17 protein-coding genes are annotated in these 16,340 nt (G+C 65.1%); 11 read left to right on the top strand and 6 right to left on the bottom strand.

Annotated features, from left to right (window positions below; genetic code table 11):
* Nucleotides 1-8: 8 nt before the first annotated feature.
* The 3 genes from ACZ92H_RS23920 to ACZ92H_RS23910 all read left to right on the top strand — a co-directional run bounded on the left by ACZ92H_RS23920 (nucleotide 9) and on the right by ACZ92H_RS23910 (nucleotide 2,587).
* On the top strand, nucleotides 9-455 hold the full coding sequence (locus ACZ92H_RS23920; protein WP_465052379.1) for a PaaI family thioesterase: 447 nt from the start codon (nucleotides 9-11) through the stop codon (nucleotides 453-455).
* Nucleotides 456-515: 60 nt separating this feature from the next.
* Entirely contained in the window at nucleotides 516-1,712 is a 1,197-nt protein-coding gene (locus tag ACZ92H_RS23915) for an acetyl-CoA C-acyltransferase (protein WP_131375743.1), read from the top strand.
* 95 nt (nucleotides 1,713-1,807) lie between these two features.
* Nucleotides 1,808-2,587 (top strand): enoyl-CoA hydratase, encoded by a 780-nt coding sequence (locus tag ACZ92H_RS23910; RefSeq protein ID WP_465051285.1) that lies wholly within the window; start codon nucleotides 1,808-1,810, stop codon nucleotides 2,585-2,587.
* Here ACZ92H_RS23910 and ACZ92H_RS23905 read toward each other — a convergent pair.
* Complete coding sequence (locus tag ACZ92H_RS23905; protein WP_465051286.1) at nucleotides 2,584-3,183, bottom strand: TetR/AcrR family transcriptional regulator; 600 nt, start codon at nucleotides 3,181-3,183, stop codon at nucleotides 2,584-2,586. The genes ACZ92H_RS23910 and ACZ92H_RS23905 overlap by 4 nt on opposite strands.
* 41 nt (nucleotides 3,184-3,224) lie before the next feature.
* Here ACZ92H_RS23905 and ACZ92H_RS23900 point away from each other — a divergent pair, with 41 nt between their 5' ends.
* Entirely contained in the window at nucleotides 3,225-3,752 is a 528-nt protein-coding gene (locus tag ACZ92H_RS23900) for a dihydrofolate reductase family protein (RefSeq protein WP_465051287.1), read from the top strand.
* On the opposite strand, the gene ACZ92H_RS23895 is transcribed toward ACZ92H_RS23900, so the two are convergent.
* On the bottom strand, nucleotides 3,749-4,552 hold the full coding sequence (locus tag ACZ92H_RS23895; protein WP_465051288.1) for a metallophosphoesterase family protein: 804 nt from the start codon (nucleotides 4,550-4,552) through the stop codon (nucleotides 3,749-3,751). The two genes, ACZ92H_RS23900 and ACZ92H_RS23895, sit on opposite strands and share 4 nt — an antisense overlap.
* A 137-nt stretch (nucleotides 4,553-4,689) precedes the next feature.
* Between ACZ92H_RS23895 and bla the strand changes: the two genes are divergently transcribed.
* The 3 genes from bla (at nucleotide 4,690) to ACZ92H_RS23880 (ending at nucleotide 7,321) form a co-directional block, all read left to right on the top strand.
* Nucleotides 4,690-5,646 (top strand): subclass B3 metallo-beta-lactamase, encoded by a 957-nt coding sequence (bla, locus tag ACZ92H_RS23890; RefSeq protein WP_465051289.1) that lies wholly within the window; start codon nucleotides 4,690-4,692, stop codon nucleotides 5,644-5,646.
* A 281-nt stretch (nucleotides 5,647-5,927) separates the two neighbouring features.
* On the top strand, nucleotides 5,928-7,136 hold the full coding sequence (locus tag ACZ92H_RS23885; protein ID WP_465051290.1) for an RtcB family protein: 1,209 nt from the start codon (nucleotides 5,928-5,930) through the stop codon (nucleotides 7,134-7,136).
* 11 nt (nucleotides 7,137-7,147) lie between these two features.
* Nucleotides 7,148-7,321, top strand: coding sequence for a hypothetical protein (locus ACZ92H_RS23880; RefSeq protein WP_465051291.1), 174 nt, complete (start codon nucleotides 7,148-7,150; stop codon nucleotides 7,319-7,321).
* Here ACZ92H_RS23880 and ACZ92H_RS23875 read toward each other — a convergent pair.
* Nucleotides 7,318-8,121, bottom strand: a complete 804-nt coding sequence (locus tag ACZ92H_RS23875) for a metallophosphoesterase family protein (protein ID WP_465051292.1) — start codon at nucleotides 8,119-8,121, stop codon at nucleotides 7,318-7,320. The genes ACZ92H_RS23880 and ACZ92H_RS23875 overlap by 4 nt on opposite strands.
* A 47-nt stretch (nucleotides 8,122-8,168) precedes the next feature.
* Entirely contained in the window at nucleotides 8,169-9,074 is a 906-nt protein-coding gene (locus ACZ92H_RS23870; protein ID WP_465051293.1) for a LysR family transcriptional regulator, read from the bottom strand.
* Nucleotides 9,075-9,204: 130 nt separating this feature from the next.
* Here ACZ92H_RS23870 and ACZ92H_RS23865 point away from each other — a divergent pair, with 130 nt between their 5' ends.
* Together ACZ92H_RS23865 and ACZ92H_RS23860 are read left to right on the top strand one after the other, a co-directional pair.
* Nucleotides 9,205-10,071 (top strand): pirin family protein, encoded by an 867-nt coding sequence (locus ACZ92H_RS23865; RefSeq protein WP_131375767.1) that lies wholly within the window; start codon nucleotides 9,205-9,207, stop codon nucleotides 10,069-10,071.
* A gap of 96 nt (nucleotides 10,072-10,167) precedes the next feature.
* Nucleotides 10,168-10,869, top strand: a complete 702-nt coding sequence (locus ACZ92H_RS23860; RefSeq protein ID WP_465051294.1) for an isochorismatase family protein — start codon at nucleotides 10,168-10,170, stop codon at nucleotides 10,867-10,869.
* Between the two features lie 15 nt (nucleotides 10,870-10,884).
* On the opposite strand, the gene ACZ92H_RS23855 is transcribed toward ACZ92H_RS23860, so the two are convergent.
* Entirely contained in the window at nucleotides 10,885-11,646 is a 762-nt protein-coding gene (locus ACZ92H_RS23855) for a substrate-binding periplasmic protein (protein WP_131375769.1), read from the bottom strand.
* A gap of 135 nt (nucleotides 11,647-11,781) precedes the next feature.
* Here ACZ92H_RS23855 and pnuC point away from each other — a divergent pair, with 135 nt between their 5' ends.
* Together pnuC and ACZ92H_RS23845 are read left to right on the top strand one after the other, a co-directional pair.
* Nucleotides 11,782-12,384: a nicotinamide riboside transporter PnuC gene (pnuC, locus tag ACZ92H_RS23850; RefSeq protein WP_465051295.1), complete on the top strand. Its 603-nt coding sequence runs from the start codon at nucleotides 11,782-11,784 to the stop codon at nucleotides 12,382-12,384.
* 340 nt (nucleotides 12,385-12,724) lie between these two features.
* Entirely contained in the window at nucleotides 12,725-15,283 is a 2,559-nt protein-coding gene (locus ACZ92H_RS23845) for a TonB-dependent receptor (RefSeq protein WP_465051296.1), read from the top strand.
* On the opposite strand, the gene ACZ92H_RS23840 is transcribed toward ACZ92H_RS23845, so the two are convergent.
* Nucleotides 15,280-16,083 (bottom strand): response regulator transcription factor, encoded by an 804-nt coding sequence (locus ACZ92H_RS23840; RefSeq protein ID WP_131375775.1) that lies wholly within the window; start codon nucleotides 16,081-16,083, stop codon nucleotides 15,280-15,282. The genes ACZ92H_RS23845 and ACZ92H_RS23840 overlap by 4 nt on opposite strands.
* Nucleotides 16,084-16,340: the final 257 nt, after the last annotated feature.

Raw genomic sequence — 16,340 nt, 5'->3', positions numbered from 1 at the left:
GGCCAAGCATGGTGTATGACCGTATCAAACAACAGATGATGGACACCTTGCCCTTCGTGCGGCTGCTGGGGATCAGCATCGACGAGATCGGCGCCGGCACCTCCAAGGTGTCGATGCCGGAAGATCCGAAACTGAATAATCACCTGGGCACGCAGCATGCGGGCGCCTTGTTTACCCTGGCCGAAACGGCTTCCGGCGCGGCCATGGCGGGCGGCTTCGCCGAGCTGATACTGGGCTTGCGCCCGGTGGCCAAGGAGTCGCGCATCCAGTACCAGAAGGTGGCCAGGGGCGCGACGCGCGCCGAAGGCCGGGTACCGGGCGACCTGGCTGCGCTGAAGGCGCAGCTGGCGCAGGATGGCAAGGTGGCGTTTCCCGTGGAAGTCGATATTTTCGACTCTGAAGGCACGCTGGCGGCACAGGTGACGGTGGACTGGTATTTGTCGCAGAAGCGATAGGCCTCCATCCCGGACATTCGACAGAACACGAACCTCGTTCAACATCTTTGAAAGCATAAAATGAGCAAACAACTTCAAGACGCGTACATCGTCTCTGCAACCCGCACCCCGATCGGCAAGGCGCCGCGCGGCATGTTCAAGAACACCCGCCCGGACGACCTGCTGGTGCGCGTGCTGCAATCGGCACTGGCGCAAGCGCCTGGCCTGGACCCGGCATTGATCACGGACGCCATCATCGGCTGCTCGTTCCCGGAAGCGGAACAGGGCTTCAATATCGCGCGTAACTCGGTGCTGCTGGCCGGCTTGCCGAAAACCGTGGGCGGCGTCACCGTCAACCGCTACTGCGCATCGGGCATCACGGCCATTGCCATGGCGGCCGACCGCATCCGCGTGGGCGAAGCCGACGTGATGATCGCCGGCGGCATCGAATCGATGTCGATGGTGCCGATGATGGGCCACCACCCGTCGATGAACCTGGAGATGTTCAGCGATGAAAACATCGGCATGGCTTACGGCATGGGCCTGACGGCCGAGAAAGTGGCGCAGCAATGGAAAGTGTCGCGCGAACAGCAGGACGCGTTCTCCGTCGAATCGCACCGCCGCGCCATCGCCGCGCAGCAGGCCGGTTTCTTCAAGGCGGAAACGACGCCCGTGGAAATCATCACGCGCACGCCGAACCTGGCCACCGGCCAGGTCGATGTGACGCGCCGCACGGTCGACACGGACGAAGGCGCGCGCGCCGATTCGTCGATGGAGTCGCTGGCCAAGCTGAAGCCCGTCTTCGCCGCCAAGGGTTCCGTCACGGCCGCCAACAGCTCGCAGATGTCCGACGGCGCCGGTGCGCTCCTGATCGTCAGCGAAAAAATCCTGCGCGAGCATAACCTGACCCCGCTGGCGAAATTCTCCTCGTTCGCCGTGCGCGGCGTGCCGCCGGAAATCATGGGCATCGGTCCGAAATTCGCCATTCCGGCAGCGTGCGCCGCCGCCGGCATCACGCAAGACCAGCTGGACTGGATCGAGCTGAATGAAGCGTTTGCCGCGCAGGCGCTGGCCGTCATCGGCGACCTGGGCCTGGACCCGGCCAAAGTGAACCCGATGGGCGGCGCGATCGCCCTGGGCCACCCGCTGGGCGCCACCGGCGCCATCCGCGCCGCCACGGTGATCCACGCGCTGCAGCGCACCAAGCAGAAGTACGGCATGGTCACGATGTGCGTGGGCGCCGGCATGGGCGCGGCAGGCATCTTCGAGCGCGTCTGATGACACAGGCGTCGTGACGCAAGAGGTCAGATTAGATTAGTCAAAACTTGGGCGCTGCGGGATTACCCCGGCGCCCTTTATCATTTGGAGACGACATGGATATTTTGTGCAGCACGAGCGAGGGCATCCTGACCCTGGAATTCAACCGCCTGGAACGCAAGAATGCGATCACGGGCGCCATGTACCAGATCCTGGCCGATGCGCTGGTGGCGGCCGAGACGGACGACGCCGTGCGCGCCATCCTGATCTGCGGCAAGCGCGAGATTTTCACGGCCGGCAACGACCTCGACGACTTCATGAAGACGGCGCGGCCGAGCGACGGCTCGCTCGACCATGACCGTCCCGTATTCCAGTTCATGCGCGCGCTGTACGGCAGCAGCAAGCCCGTGGTGGCGGCCGTTTCTGGCCCCGCCATCGGCATCGGCACCACCTTGCTCATGCATTGCGACCTGGTCTACGCGGCCGACAACGCCAGCTTCTCGATGCCGTTCACGCAGCTGGGCCTGTGCCCGGAATTCGGCTCCAGCCTGCTGCTCACGCAACTGGCCGGCTACCCGCGCGCGGCCGAAAAGCTGATGCTGGGCGAGTCCTTCCCCGCACAGGAAGCGCTGGAAATGGGCCTCGTGTCGAAAGTGGTGCCCCTGTACGACCTGATGACGTTCGCGCAAGGCCAGGCTGCCAAGCTGGTGGCCCTGCCGGCCGCCTCGATCCGCGCCACCAAGCGCCTGATGAAGCAAAGCCGCATGGAGCCGATGAAGGCGGCCATCGCGGACGAAAACAAGCTGTTCAGCGCCATGCTGGGCGGCGCCGAGGCGAAGGAAGCGTTTACGGCCTTCTTCCAGAAGCGCAAGCCGGATTTCAAGCAGTTCAATTAAGCGTTTGGCTGAGCGCTGGCGCGCATGCCCGCCAGGATCAGGCCGGCCGAGGCGTGCCAGCTCGTCTCCCCGGCGGGCCGGCCCGCCAGCGCATAGCCGTGCAGGAAATCGACGAGCGCATCGCGCCCGCGCAAGCGGGTTTGTTTGTCCAGCGCCAGGCCATCGACGGCCAGCTCGAACAGCGCCGCAAACCGTTCGGCCACGTCCGCTTGCGCGACCAGGCCGCGCGCCATCAGGCGCACGAAATACGGCGTGGCGCTGACCAGTTCCAGGTACAGCGCGCACAGCGCGAGCACGCGCCGCTGCGGTGCCTGGCGCCGCGTAAATGGCGGCTGGCGCGGGTCGAGCGCGGCGAAGCGTTCGGCCATCAGGGCCAGCAGCAATTCCTCTTTTCCCGCGTAATAGTGATACAGGGCCATGGCATCGACGCCCAGGTTCTGCGCCAGCGCGCGCATGGAAAAGGCTTCGCCTTGCTCTTCCAGCAGGGACAGGGCCGCCTGCAGGATGCTGGCGCTGTCCAGCGCGGGCGCGGCGCGGCGCGGGCGCCCTGGGCGGCGTTCGGGATTTTTTGCAGCTTGAGTTTTTGGCGTTTGCATGGGCATAATTCTACACCGTAGAATTAAATGAAAGCACATCCATGCAAAAAACTTCAGTCAGCGTATTTCTCGGCATTAGCATCGATGGCTGCATCGCGGGAGAAAACGGCGACCTGTCCTGGCTGGCCGAACTGGCGCCCGACCCGCCCGAGGCCACCGGCTACGCGGCCTTGATGGCGCAAATCGATACCCTGCTGATCGGCCGCACCACCTATGACGCCGTGCTGGGCTTCGAGCCGTGGCCCTATGCGGGCAAGCGCGTGGTGGTGCTCAGCCACCGCGATTTTATCCCGCGCAATGGGGAAGAGCGCCGCGAAGGCAGCGTGGCGGCGGTGCTGGCGCAGCTGGCGGCTGAAGGCTGCCGCCACGTGTATCTGGACGGCGGCGCCGTCATCCGCGCGGCCCTGCGCGAAGGCGTCGTCGACAGCCTGACCTTATCCGTGCTGCCCGTGGTGCTGGGCAGCGGCGTGCGCCTGTTCGAGGGCGGCTTGCCGCGCAGCGACTGGCGGCTGGACGCCACGCGCCAGCTGCCCAGCGGCGTGGTGCAGCTGCGCTATGGAAAGCGTTAAACCGTGGCGGCCAGCTCGACGATGAAGCCCGTGTCAAAACGGGCATTTTCCGGCGTGCCATCGGGCCGCCTGTAGCCGCACGGGTTGCAGACGACGCGGCATGCCTCGATGCGGTAGTCGAGCGAGGCGTGCATGTGGCCATGCACCCACAGGTCGGCCTGCGCCACCAGCGCATCGAGCTGCGAGGCAAAGGCGGGCGAACCCAGGTTCGTTGCGTACTGCTCTTCCACCGACAGCATCGATGGCGCCATGTGCGTGATGACCACCGTCCTGCCGTCGAAGGGCTGCGCCAGCTGCGCCGACAGCCAGGCCTTGTGGCGCGCGTGCAGCTGCGCCGTGTCGGCCGCGCACAGGAGGCGCGGCGCATCGCCGCCCGTGCGGATATGCTTGTAGTCGGGCATGTAGGCTTGCGCCGCGTTCTGGGCTTCTTCCTGGCGTTCCGCGCCGAACAGCAGGAAGTCCGTCCACAGCGTCGCGCCGAGGAAGCGCACGCCGTTCAATTCCACGGCGTCGCCGTCAAGCAGGCGGATGCTGGCCCCATGCGCATTGGCGCTGGCGCAGGCGTCGCGCATGGCGGCCTGCATGTGTTCCAGCTGATGTCCATAGCCCTCGTGGTTGCCGTGCACATACAGCACGGGCAGGGCGCCAAAGGTGCGCGCGGCCCAGGCGATGGCGTTGCTGCCCGTGTCGATGTCGCCGGCCAGGATCACCGCGTCGGGGCGGCTGGCGGCAAGGTCGATGGCGGGGGCGTCGTCACCCCAGACTTCCAGGTGCAGGTCGGACAGGATCAGCAATCGCATGGCAACAGGGCGGCTAAGTGCGCGGCAGTGGGTGGGCCTCTATCGTAGCGCATGTCGCCGCGCTGGCCTGCTTGACCGTGCACGGCTGGCGACGTTACCCTGTGGCATCGTTTACCGCCACTCACCTCTGGAGCCGCATGTCGCCATTCTTCCTTCCCAAGACCTTGTTGAGTATCGCCCTGGCCGCCGTGTCGCTGCCATCCATCGCCCAGGTGGCAGCGCCCGCCCTCGACCCCCTGACGCAGCCGATCGCTTCGCCGTACGCGGCGCAGTGGAACCGCCCGCAGCAGCCGGCGCGCATCCATGGCGACACCTATTACGTGGGCGTGGGCGGCTTGAGCGTGGCGCTGATCGATACGCGCGACGGCCTGATCCTGATCGACGGCGCGTTGCCGCAGTCGGTGGACGCCATCAAGGAGCATATCCTCGAGCTGGGCTTCCGCCTGGAAGATGTCAAATTCATCCTGAATACGGAAGCGCACTTCGACCATTCCGGCGGCATCGCCGCGCTGGCGCGCGACAGCGGCGCGCAAGTCATCGCCAGCCCCCTGGGGGCGCAGGCGCTGCGCGCGGGCAGGGTGCTCGACACGGACCCGCAAGCGGGCGAAATCGATGCCATGCCGGCCGTGCAAAACGTGCGCGAGATCGCCGATGGCGAGACCCTGCGTCTGGGTGGCGTGGCGGTGACGGCGCGCTACACGCCGGGCCATACGCCGGGCAGCACCAGCTGGACCTGGATGTCGTGCGAAGACGCGGAAGGGCACCAATGCCTGAACGTGGTGTTCGGCGCCAGCCTCACGCCGGTGGGGGCCGATCATTTCCATTTCATCGGCGATGCCGGTCATGGCGACATGACGCCAGCCTTCCGCCGCACCATGCAGGACTTTGCCCGACTGCCGTGCGACATTCTGATTTCCGCCCACCCCGACCATTCCGGCGCCGATGAAAAACTCAGGCGCTTGCTCGAAGGCGCCACGCCGAATCCCTTCATCGATGCGCAGGCTTGCCGCGACTATGCGGCCAAAAATGAAGCCAAGCTCGATGTGCGCATTGCCAAGGAAAAAGCCACGGCCGGCGAGGCCGCGGCAAAATGACAACATTGGCGCATGCACCATGAAAAACGGTTGACGCACTGCAGCATCCGGTGCAGAATCGGCATCCGCAGTGCAGATTAACCAAACTAAAGAAAGGATACCCATGTTCGAGCAGGCTGGCAGCAAGTTGTACCTCCACTAGCCCCGCGCATGACGCTCGGGGCCATCGGCAGCATTGCCGATCCCGAGCCGGTGTCCTTCTAAACCCCGGCGAGGAAACTCGCCGGGGTTTTTTGGTTTACCAGGACCCCGGCATAACGACAAGACCAAGGATTACCGTTATGCCCATTCATCAGACACTGCACGGCGCCCATGTGCCCGTGCATATCTTTACCGACGATATCGACGCGCAGGCGCTGCGCCAGCTGCAGCATATCGCCAGCCTGCCCATCGTCCATCCGCACGTGGCGGCCATGCCCGACGTGCATGCCGGCATCGGCGCCACCGTCGGCAGCGTGATTCCCACGCGCGGCGCCATCATCCCGGCCGCCGTGGGCGTCGACATCGGCTGCGGCATGAACGCCGTGCGCACCACCCTGACGGCCAGCGAGCTGCCTGACAACCTGGCGCGCCTGCGCAGCGCCATCGAAGCGGAGATTCCCGTCGGCTTCGAGCAGCACGAATGGAGCCGCGTGCAGGGCTCGCGCCATGCGCGCGCCGCGCGGCCCCTCGCCGGGCGCCTGGAGCACATCGTCGAGCGCCACACCGGCATCGCCAAGATGCTGCGCCAGTTCGAGCGCACGTGGATCTGCCAGGCGGGAACGCTGGGTGGCGGCAATCACTTCATTGAAATCTGCCTCGACGAGGAGCAGCGCGTGTGGATCATGCTGCATTCGGGCTCGCGCGGCATCGGCAACGCCATCGGCCGCTATTTCATCGCCGCCGCGCAGAAGGACATGCGGCGCCACCAGCTGCAGCTGCCGGACGCGGACCTGGCCTACCTGAGCGAAGGCTCCGCCGTGTTCGACGACTACGTGGAGGCGGTGGACTGGGCGCAGGACTACGCGCTGCTCAACCGCAGCGAAATGATGCGGCGCGTGCTCGACGTGCTGGCGAAGTTCGCGCCGCCGTTCCAGCTGGACGGGGAGGCCATCAACTGCCACCACAACTACATCGCGCGCGAAACGCATGGCCATGATGACCTGTATGTGACGCGCAAGGGCGCCATCTCGGCGCGGCAGGGGGAGCTGGGCATCATCCCCGGCAGCATGGGCGCGCGCAGCTTCATCGTGCGCGGCAAGGGCAACCCTGAATCGTTCTGTTCCTGCTCGCACGGGGCGGGCCGCAGCATGAGCCGCAGCGAGGCAAAGCGCCGTTTCAACCGCTTCGACCTGGCCGAGCAGACGGCCGGCATCGAATGCCGCAAGGATGGCGGCGTGGTCGACGAGATTCCGGCCGCGTATAAAAACATCGACGCCGTCATGGCGCACCAGAGCGACCTGGTGGAAGTGGTGCATACCCTGCGCCAGGTCGTGTGCATCAAGGGCTGACAGGAGACAATATGAAAATCAAAGTGAAAGCCACGCCCAAGCCGCGCAACCCGCTGGTGGCGGCCGCCAGGCTGCGCGGCGGCGCCGGCGCGCACCAGTCGGAGGCGTCGCCGCGCGCGGCGCGCCGGGCCGGCAAGCACCGCCTGCAGCAATGGCTGGCGGGCCGGCTGAAATCCGACGATTAGCGCGGTGGCAGTTCGACGATGAAGTTCGGATCAAAGCCGGGATTTTGCGGCGCGCCGCTGCGCGTCTTGTAGCCGCATGGGTTGGCAACGACGCGGCACGGGCCGATGCGGTAATCGCGCGAGGCGTGGATGTGGCCATGCACCCACAGGTCCGCCTGCGCCGCCAGCTCGTCCAGGCGCGACGCGTAGGCGGGCGCGCATCCTTCGCTGCCGTAGGCATCGTCGACCGATTGCAGCGATGGCGCCATGTGCGTGATCACGACTGTGCGGCCATCGAAGGGCTGGCCCAGTTCGCGCGCCAGCCAGGCCTTCTGCTGCGCGTGGAACATGGCCGTGTCGGCCGCGCGCAGCTTGCGAAAGCCCATGCCGGCCAGGCGGATGCGCTTGTAGTCGTTCATGAGGGCTTCCGCGTCGCGCATGGCCGTCTGCCGCGTGTCGTCGCCCAGCAGGCGGAAATCCGTCCACAGGGTGGCGCCCAGGAAGCGCACCTGCTTGCCCGCCGTGTCTTCCATGACGTGCGTAGTCGCATCGAGAAAATGCACGTTCGGCGTGGCCGCGCAGGCGGCGCGCAGTTCCTGGCGCACCTTGTCCAGGTGGTGGCCGTAGCCTTCATGGTTGCCGTGCACATACAGCACGGGCAGTCCGGCGAAGGCGGTGGCCGCCCAGGCGACGGCGCGGCTGCCCGTGTCGATGTCGCCGGCCAGGATGACGGCGTCGGGACGGCTGGTGGCCAGGTCGCCTTGCGGCGCGTCCTCGCGCCATAACTCGTGGTGCAGGTCCGACAATATCAATAAACGCATGCGGTTTTCCAGGCGCTGGGAGGAACCGCCATCGTACCTGAAACGCCTCACTCTTCCGGCAAGGTGGCGAAGGCGTGCGCCAGATGGTCGATCAGCAGGCGCACGGCCGGCAGCAGGCCGCGCCGCGAAGGGAAGACGGCGTGGATGATTTCGCGCTGCGGCCGCCATTGCTCCATCAGCGGCAGCAGGCTGCCGTTGGCCACCTGCTCGACGATCAGCATGGTCGGCAGCTGCACCACGCCCACGCCGGCCACGGCCGCGTCGCGCAGGGCCAGCATGTCGCCCGTGACGAAACGCGGCGCGTGGCGCAGCTGGGCGCGCGCGCCATCGGGACCGTGCAAGTCCCACTGGTAGTGCTGCTGCGGGGCGCCCAGGGCCAGGCTGGGCCAGTCGGCCAGGTCCGCTGGCGCTGCCGGCCTGGCGGCGTCGCCGAACAGCAGGGGGCTGCCCACCATGCACTGGCTGCGCTCGGCCAGCACGCGCAGCACCAGGTCGCTGTCGGGCAGCGGTGGCGGGCGCACGCGGATGGCCACGTCGATGCCCTCGGCCACCAGGTCGACGCGGCGGTTGGTCGCCTCCAGCAGCAAGGTCACCTGCGGATGTTCACGCATGAAACTGGCCAGCATGGGTGCAACCAGCGACTGCAGCAGGGCGATGGGACAGGACAGGCGCACCGTGCCGCGCGGCGCGGCGCGCGTCAGTTCGATGGCTTCCTGCGCCGCTTCCGCTTCCACCAGCATGGCCTTGCAATGCTCGTAAAACGACTGCCCCACCTCGGTGACGGAAAAGTGCCGCGTCGTGCGCTGCAGCAGGCGCACCCCAAGGCGCTCTTCGAGCAGCGCGATGCGCCGGCTCAGCCTGGATTTCGGCATGCCCAGCGCGCGCCCGGCCGGGGCGAAACCGCCATAGTCGACCACCTGCACAAAATAATACAAGTCATTCAAGTCCTGCATGCGACCTCCTTTATCGTTCCATTTTTAGAACGCTGATGGCAGATTTTACCGTCTACCGCCTTCATCGTTGCAAGCGTATTCTGTCTCCATCGCAGTTCCACTGCCAACCACATTCATACAGGAGATCGAGATGAAAGCAATTACCGGTATCTACAGCGCCCCGCGCCAGCACTGGGTTGGCGACGGTTTTCCCGTGCGCTCGATGTTTTCGTATCACGGCCATGGCAAGCAGCTGAGTCCATTCCTGCTGCTCGACTATGCCGGTCCCGCCGAGTTTGCGCCCGGCAGCCGCCCACCTGGCGTCGGTTCGCATCCGCACCGCGGTTTTGAAACCGTGACCATCGTCTACAAGGGCGAAGTGGCGCACCGCGATTCGACGGGCCAGGGCGGCGTGATCGGCCCCGGCGACGTGCAATGGATGACGGCCGGCGCCGGCATCCTGCATGAAGAGTTTCACTCGCCAGCCTTCACGCAGTCGGGCGGCACACTGGAAATGGTGCAGCTGTGGGTCAACCTGCCAGCGCAAGACAAGATGACGGCGCCCGGCTACCAGGCCATCGCCAGCGCGACGATTCCCACGGTGGCGCTGCCGGACGGCGCAGGCAGCGTGCGCGTGATCGCCGGCGACTTCGATGGCCAGCATGGCCCGGCCCGCACCTTCACGCCGATGCAGGTGTGGGACATGCGCCTGCAACAGGGCACGCTGACGCAGCTGCCTGTCACGCCAGGCTGGAGCACGGCGCTGATCGTGCTGCATGGCACGGTGCTGGTGAACGGCGAGAGCGTGGTGCGCGAGGCGCAGATGGCACTGTTCGGGCGCGATGGCGACAGCATCAGCATCGAGGCGAACAACGACGCCGTGCTGCTGCTGCTGAGCGGCGAGCCGATCGACGAGCCCATCGTCGGCCACGGCCCCTTCGTCATGAACAGCGAAGCGGAAATCGTGCAGGCGTTCGAGGATTTCAACAGCGGCCGCTTTGCCCGTATCGAGCAGTAAGCAGCTGGCACTGAGCAGCAAGCGATACCCCATGCCGCATCCCGCGGCATGGGCATACTACGGCGCCGCCGGGCGGCGCCACTTCAGGAGACCACCATGAGCACCCCCGCCAATTTCAACGGCTTGCCGCCGATGATCGATCCCGACGACGCCGTCATGCTGCTGATCGACCACCAGAGCGGCTTGTTCCAGCTGGTGCGCGACATCGAGCAGCACGTGCTGCGCGGCCACGTCACGGCGCTGGCCAAGCTGTCGCGCCTGGCCAGCATGCCGACGTTTACCACTGCGTCCGTGCCCGATGGCCCGAACGGTCCCCTGATCCCGGAAATCCACCATTTCAACCCGGACGCCGTCTACATCCCGCGCACGGGCCAGATCAACGCCTGGGACAATCCGGCCTGGGTCGAGGCGATCGAGAAGACGGGCCGCAAGACCCTGCTCATCGCCGGCACGCTCACCAGCGTATGCATGGCCTTCCCCGCCATCAGCGCACTGGCGGCCGGCTACAAGGTGTTTGCCATCATCGACGCCTCGGGCAACTGGTCGAAGATGGCCACGGACATCACCATGGCGCGCGTGACGCAGGCCGGCGCCGTGCCGATCGACACGTACGCCGTGCTGGCGGAAGTGATGAGCACCTGGAACCGCGCCGACGCGATGGAGTTTGCCGCCATCATGACCGACCATATCGTGCCGCCGTACCGCGCGCTGATCGAAAGCTATGACAAGGCGCAGGGCGTGCAGCAGCATGGCCGCGAGACGAAGCTGGACATTCTGGAAGCGGCCAGCAAGGGCTGAGCCGAGCAAGGGCGCTTACGGCGCGTCGTAGCGGGCGCGTATGGCCGCCAGCGCGCCGCGCTGTTCCAGGCGCGCGATGGCGGCGTTCAGGCGCGCCAGGTCGGCCGTGCTGGTGCTGTGCGCATTGAGCATCAGGTGCACGGGCGCGCGCAGGGCGAGGAAGGGCAGGGCGGTCAAGGCGACACCCTGCTGGCGCGCTTCATGGCGCACGGCCAGCACGTCGCCCATCAGCAGGTCGGCGCGGCCCGCATCGAGCATGCGCAAACCCTGCTGGAAGCTGCCGAAGGTATTCAGGCGGCCGTCCTTTTCCAGTGCGGGGCGGGCCGCCGCATACGGCGCGCCGTACCAGCCCACTTTCGGTGCCAGCAGGGTCGCCTTGCCGCGCGCGAACTGGGCGAAGCTGCCGATCTGGCGCACGCTGGCCGCATTGCCTGGCTTGCTGAACAGGCCGACGGCCTCGTCGCGGTAGGCGATGGAAAAGCGCGCATACGACTGTCGCTCCGACGTATCGGAGGCGGCGGGCAGCATGTCCAGCTCGCCCTTCTCGAAGAGCAGCTGGCGCCGCGCTGTCGGCAGTTCGGGCAAGGTGACGAGGGTGCAGTGCGCTTCCTTGAAGATGGCGCGCAGCAGTTCCAGGTCCAGCCCCGTGTAACTGCCCTGCGCATCGCGGTAGACATACGGCGGCCATTGTTCCAGCGCCATCGTCATGCGGCAGGCCAGGGTGGGCAGGGCGCTGCCGAGCAGCGTTGCCGCAAGCAGCACGTGGCGCAAGCGCATGGAACATCTCCGCAGTGGTTCATGGGTACTGGCTCCAATTTGCCAGAATGGCCACGAAAGTCAAGGTTTGCCTGCCTGGCTGCGCGGATCAAATGGGCTATAGTGACGGCGTGCCTTCATTCAAAGGAAACCCGCTTGACTCCCCCGCTCGAAATCGCCGCCAATGTACTGATGACCGTTTCCATCGTCCTGGCTGGCCGCAACAATATCCATTCCTGGTGGATCGGCATCGTCGGCTGCGTGCTGTTCGCCGTGCTGTTTTACCGGGTCAACCTGTACGCGGACGTGCTGCTGCAGCTGTTTTTCATCGTTACCTGCGTCTTCGGCTGGCTGCAATGGCGGCGCGGCGCGGCGGGCCAGCCCCTGCCGATCACGCGCACGGGCTGGCGCAGCCTGGCCTGGGTGGTGCCGGCCGGTATCGCCGCCGTCGTCATTTACGGCATGCTGCTGCACCGCTGGACGAATGCCTATGCGCCCTTCATCGATTCGGCGGTGTTGGTATTTAGCATCATCGCGCAGTTCCTGCTGATGGGCCGGCGCATCGAGACGTGGCCGTTCTGGCTGCTGGTCAACACCGTGGCCGTGCCCTTGTACTACAGCCGCGGCCTGCACCTGACGGCCGTGCTGTATGCGGCCTACTGGTTCAACGCGCTGCTGTCGTGGTACTGGTGGCGCGTGCAGGCCCGCCGCGCGGCCGCCGCCCCCGTGGCGGCGGGCATGGCGATCGCCGACGCCTGAGGTGGCGCATATTGTTGCTAAATATCAAGCCCTTAGATCCAAATCGTATATACATTCAATTTTAAATTCGTTCACGCCATAAAGACGCCGCGATATAGTGGAATTTCTCCGCTTACCGGTGTCTTTTATGTTGCGTTTTACCCTTTCTGCCATTTTTTCCGCCACCCGGCACCAGCTGACCATGCAATGCATGGCGCAGTGGATGCCGATGCGTGGCCGTCCACGCATCCCGTAGTTCGCTGATCTTCCCGTCTGTCGTTGTCCGCTGGCCCATCCGGTCCGCGTGCCCCCGCTCGGCCTTTTTCCCGGAAAAGGCCTTCAATCCCAATAAGAGGAAACCATGTTCAAACCACTCGCCATCAGTCTTGCCATCGCCGCCGCCTTTCCCGTCCTCGTGCACGCCGAGGAGGAAATGGCGCGCGTCAACGTGACCGGATCGAATATCCGCGTCAGCGAAAAAGAGGGCGCCAGCGCCGTGCAGGTCATCACCGCCAAGGAATTGAAAGCCAGCGGCAAGACCAGCGTCGCCGACGTGCTGCGCGCGATCTCCGCCAATAGCGGCAACAGCTACAACGAACAATATACGGGCAGCTTCTCGGCCGGCACCTCGGGCCTGTCGCTGCGCGGCATCGGTCAGAAAAATACCCTGATCCTGGTGAACGGCAAGCGCGTGGCCAGCTATGCCACGGCGCAAAACCTGCAGGAAACCTTTGTCGACCTGAACAGCCTGCCGATGGCGGCCGTGCAGCGCATCGAGGTGCTCAAGGATGGCGCCTCGTCGATCTACGGCTCCGATGCCGTGGCCGGCGTCGTCAACATCATCCTGTACAAGGAATTCACGGGCACGGACATCACGGCGCAGTGGGGCGGCTCGACGCAAGGCACGGGCCAGCATGAAAAGAGCGCGGCCCTGCAGACGGGCTTCGGCAAGCTGGAGGAGGACGGCTACAGCCTGGTCTTCTCGATCGACGCGCAGCAGCGCGACAAGCTGCAGCAAAGCGATGTGGACTGGATGCGCGATGCGGATTTCCGCAACCAGCAGCGGGGCAGCCTGGGCTGGGCCATCACCAATTACGCCGGCACCGATCCCACGCAAACCCTGGGCGGCGTGCGCGGCCCGCTGCAACTGGTTAACTATGGCGACATCACGCCGGGCAAGACGGGGCAGGTGCTGGCCTACAACCCGTCGCCCTACAAAACCCTGATTCCCGGCATCCAGCGCGTGCACACGGCCGCGCGCGCCACCGTCAAGCTGAACGCGGACACAGAAGCCTATGTCGACTTGCTGCACAGTTATTCGCGCGCCGACCAGACCTTCAGCGCGCCGCTCACGGTGAACAACGCCACGCGCGTGTGGAACAATGCCACGCAGGCGCTCGACACCATTCCCGTCGTGCTGCCCGTGGGCCACCCGAACAATCCGGGCGCGACGCCCCTGCCGTTCACGGCCACCCTGTTCGACCTGGGCCCGCGCATGAAGCAGGACCGGGTCACGTTCTACCGCGCGCTGGCGGGGCTCAAAGGCACCGTGGCGGGCTGGGACTGGGATGCGGCCGTGGGCCATTCCAGCAGCAAGCTGGAAGAGACCGTGCAGAACTTCGTGAACCGCTACGAATTCCAGAAGGTGCTGGCCGACGGCAGCTACAATTTCTTCGACCAGTCGCAAAACAGCGAGGCCGTGCGCAACCGCCTGCGCCTGTCGACCCTGCGTCCGGCCGAGTCGACGCTCGACACCGTTGATTTCTCGGCGGCGAAAGACCTGTGGCAGCTGCCGGCCGGCCCGCTGGGCTTTGCCGCCGGCGCGCAATGGCGCCGCGAAAAGATGGATTCGCAAACCTCGACGGCCGTGCTGTCGGGGACGGAACTGCGTCCGGCCATCAACATCATCAACGGTTCGCGCAGCGTGTCGGCCCTGTTTGCCGAATTCAACGTGCCCGTCGTGAAGGACCTGTCCGTCAACCTGGCGGGCCGCGCCGACCATTACAGCGATTTCGGCAATGCGTTTTCGCCGAAAGCCAGCGCCCGCTACCAGGCGGCGCCGTGGCTGCTCCTGCGCGGCACCGTGTCGCGCGGCTTCCGCGCGCCATCCCTGCCGGAAATCACGCAAAGCACGGCCGTCAGCTATGTCAGCGTGCTCGATCCGCGCGACCCGGTCACGCCCACGCAGACGCGCGGCGTGACGGCCATCACCATCGCCAATACGGCGCTGCGCCCCGAGCGCTCGAACAACCTGAACCTGGGCGTGGTGGTGTCGCCGACCAGCAGCTCGAGCATCGGCCTCGACTACTACCGCATCAGGCAGGACGGCGTGATCGGCACGGAAAGCGCCACCACCACCATCGCCAATGAAGCGACGGCGCCGCAAAAGATCACGCGCGACGCGGAGGGCCGCATCACCACCCTGTACCGCCAGTACCGCAACCAGGGACAGCGCGAAGTGTCCGGCATCGACCTGGACCTGCGCCAGCGCTTCGTCGACAAGGACTGGGGCAAGCTGACCCTGGCCGGCCAGCTGAGCCGCGTGCTGCGCTTCGCCGAGCCGCTGTCCGACGGCGCGCCGCTTACCGATGGCGCCGGCACCAATTACTTCGGCTCCATCCCGAAATGGCGCGGCGTGACGTCGGCCACCTGGGAACAGGGCAAATGGTCGTCGACCCTGACGTGGAATTACGTGGGCAGCTACGCGCAAAGCACGCACCTGGATGAATCGGTGTCCGCCTTCAGCACGTTCGACGCGACCACCAGCTGGCAAGTGACGCCGGCGGCGAACGTCACCTTCATCGTGCAGAACCTGGCCAACAAGCGCGCGCCGTGGGATTACTCGGCCTCGGGCTTCGACTATACGCAGGCCGACCCGCGCGGACGCTTCGCGTCGCTCAAGCTGAACTACAAGTTCTAATGGCCGTTTGACACCTGCTGCCCCGTCTGCTCATGCAGGCGCTGGCGGTAGGCGCTGGGCGTGACGCCCATGCGTTCGCGGAAGGCGGTGGCGAAATTGCCCGCGTTGTGGAAACCGATCAGCAGGGCGATATCCTGCACGTCGATATCGGTCTGCTGCAGCAATTCCACGCCGCGCGCGATGCGCGCTTCGCGGATGAAGGCGAACACCGTCATGCCCGTCTGCTGGCGGAACATCAGGGTCAGCTTTTCACGATAGGTGCCCACGCTGCGGGCGATCTCGGACAGGTTCGGCAGGCTGCCCAGGTTATCGAGAATGAGTTGCTTGACGGCATTGACGAAAACCAGGTCGGGATGCTTCTGCTGCTCCGCGGCCGCGGCCGGGACGGGCAGGGTACTGTTGCTTCTACGCATCAACCCCAGGTGGATATGGATGCGCGCCGCCAGTTCTTCCGGTGTAAACGGTTTGGAAATGTAGTCGACGCCGCCCACTTGCAAGCCCATGATGCGTTCCTTGGCCGCATCGGCACCGCTGAGAAAAATCACGGGAATCGGCTCCGTCTCCGGATTGGCCTTGAGCAGGCGGCAAGCCGTGTAGCCATCCATTTCAGGCATGCGCACATCGAGCAGGATCAGGTCGGGATGCGTGGCCAGCGCCAGCTGGTAGCCCTGGTAGCCATTGAAAGCGATGCTGAAACGGTAGGGCTGCTCGCTGAGCAGCTCCATCAGCATGCGCTGCTCGAACGCGGAATCGTCCACGATCAAGATGTTTTTTCTAATGGTTTCACTGGTCAATGGCATGGCATGGATGACTTAACCAAAAAGCAAGTTGTGGCTTATTATGCCTCGATTTTTCTTTTTTTTCTGCTTTTCTCGTGTTTCAAAAGATGTTTCTCCGCAAGAAGAAGCGGCAATTTTTTAGATGGCTAATAATCGAACTGTGCATTGATTTAAAGCAATGTCGATTGTAAAAAAATATGGTTTGCAATCGAAGCAAGTTGGAGTCCCAAGCGGTTCGATTCCGTAGCGATGTATATGTTGTCCTGGTTTGCGTGCCC

This window comes from Janthinobacterium foliorum, assembly GCF_978021625.1.
This window is presented reverse-complemented; position numbering and strand designations above follow the sequence as displayed.

Bases quoted from the DNA above. Each gene is read 5' to 3' on its own strand.
- ACZ92H_RS23875 (WP_465051292.1), bottom strand. From the start codon at position 8,121: ATGCGTTTATTGATATTGTCGGACCTGCACCACGAGTTATGGCGCGAG.
- ACZ92H_RS23905 (WP_465051286.1), bottom strand. From the start codon at position 3,183: ATGCAAACGCCAAAAACTCAAGCTGCAAAAAATCCCGAACGCCGCCCA.
- bla (WP_465051289.1), top strand. From the start codon at position 4,690: ATGTCGCCATTCTTCCTTCCCAAGACCTTGTTGAGTATCGCCCTGGCC.
- ACZ92H_RS23900 (WP_465051287.1), top strand. From the start codon at position 3,225: ATGCAAAAAACTTCAGTCAGCGTATTTCTCGGCATTAGCATCGATGGC.
- ACZ92H_RS23855 (WP_131375769.1), bottom strand. From the start codon at position 11,646: ATGCGCTTGCGCCACGTGCTGCTTGCGGCAACGCTGCTCGGCAGCGCC.
- ACZ92H_RS23895 (WP_465051288.1), bottom strand. From the start codon at position 4,552: ATGCGATTGCTGATCCTGTCCGACCTGCACCTGGAAGTCTGGGGTGAC.
- ACZ92H_RS23880 (WP_465051291.1), top strand. From the start codon at position 7,148: ATGAAAATCAAAGTGAAAGCCACGCCCAAGCCGCGCAACCCGCTGGTG.
- ACZ92H_RS23860 (WP_465051294.1), top strand. From the start codon at position 10,168: ATGAGCACCCCCGCCAATTTCAACGGCTTGCCGCCGATGATCGATCCC.
- ACZ92H_RS23910 (WP_465051285.1), top strand. From the start codon at position 1,808: ATGGATATTTTGTGCAGCACGAGCGAGGGCATCCTGACCCTGGAATTC.
- ACZ92H_RS23870 (WP_465051293.1), bottom strand. From the start codon at position 9,074: ATGCAGGACTTGAATGACTTGTATTATTTTGTGCAGGTGGTCGACTAT.
- ACZ92H_RS23885 (WP_465051290.1), top strand. From the start codon at position 5,928: ATGCCCATTCATCAGACACTGCACGGCGCCCATGTGCCCGTGCATATC.
- ACZ92H_RS23865 (WP_131375767.1), top strand. From the start codon at position 9,205: ATGAAAGCAATTACCGGTATCTACAGCGCCCCGCGCCAGCACTGGGTT.
- ACZ92H_RS23915 (WP_131375743.1), top strand. From the start codon at position 516: ATGAGCAAACAACTTCAAGACGCGTACATCGTCTCTGCAACCCGCACC.
- ACZ92H_RS23845 (WP_465051296.1), top strand. From the start codon at position 12,725: ATGTTCAAACCACTCGCCATCAGTCTTGCCATCGCCGCCGCCTTTCCC.
- ACZ92H_RS23840 (WP_131375775.1), bottom strand. From the start codon at position 16,083: ATGCCATTGACCAGTGAAACCATTAGAAAAAACATCTTGATCGTGGAC.
- ACZ92H_RS23920 (WP_465052379.1), top strand. From the start codon at position 9: ATGGTGTATGACCGTATCAAACAACAGATGATGGACACCTTGCCCTTC.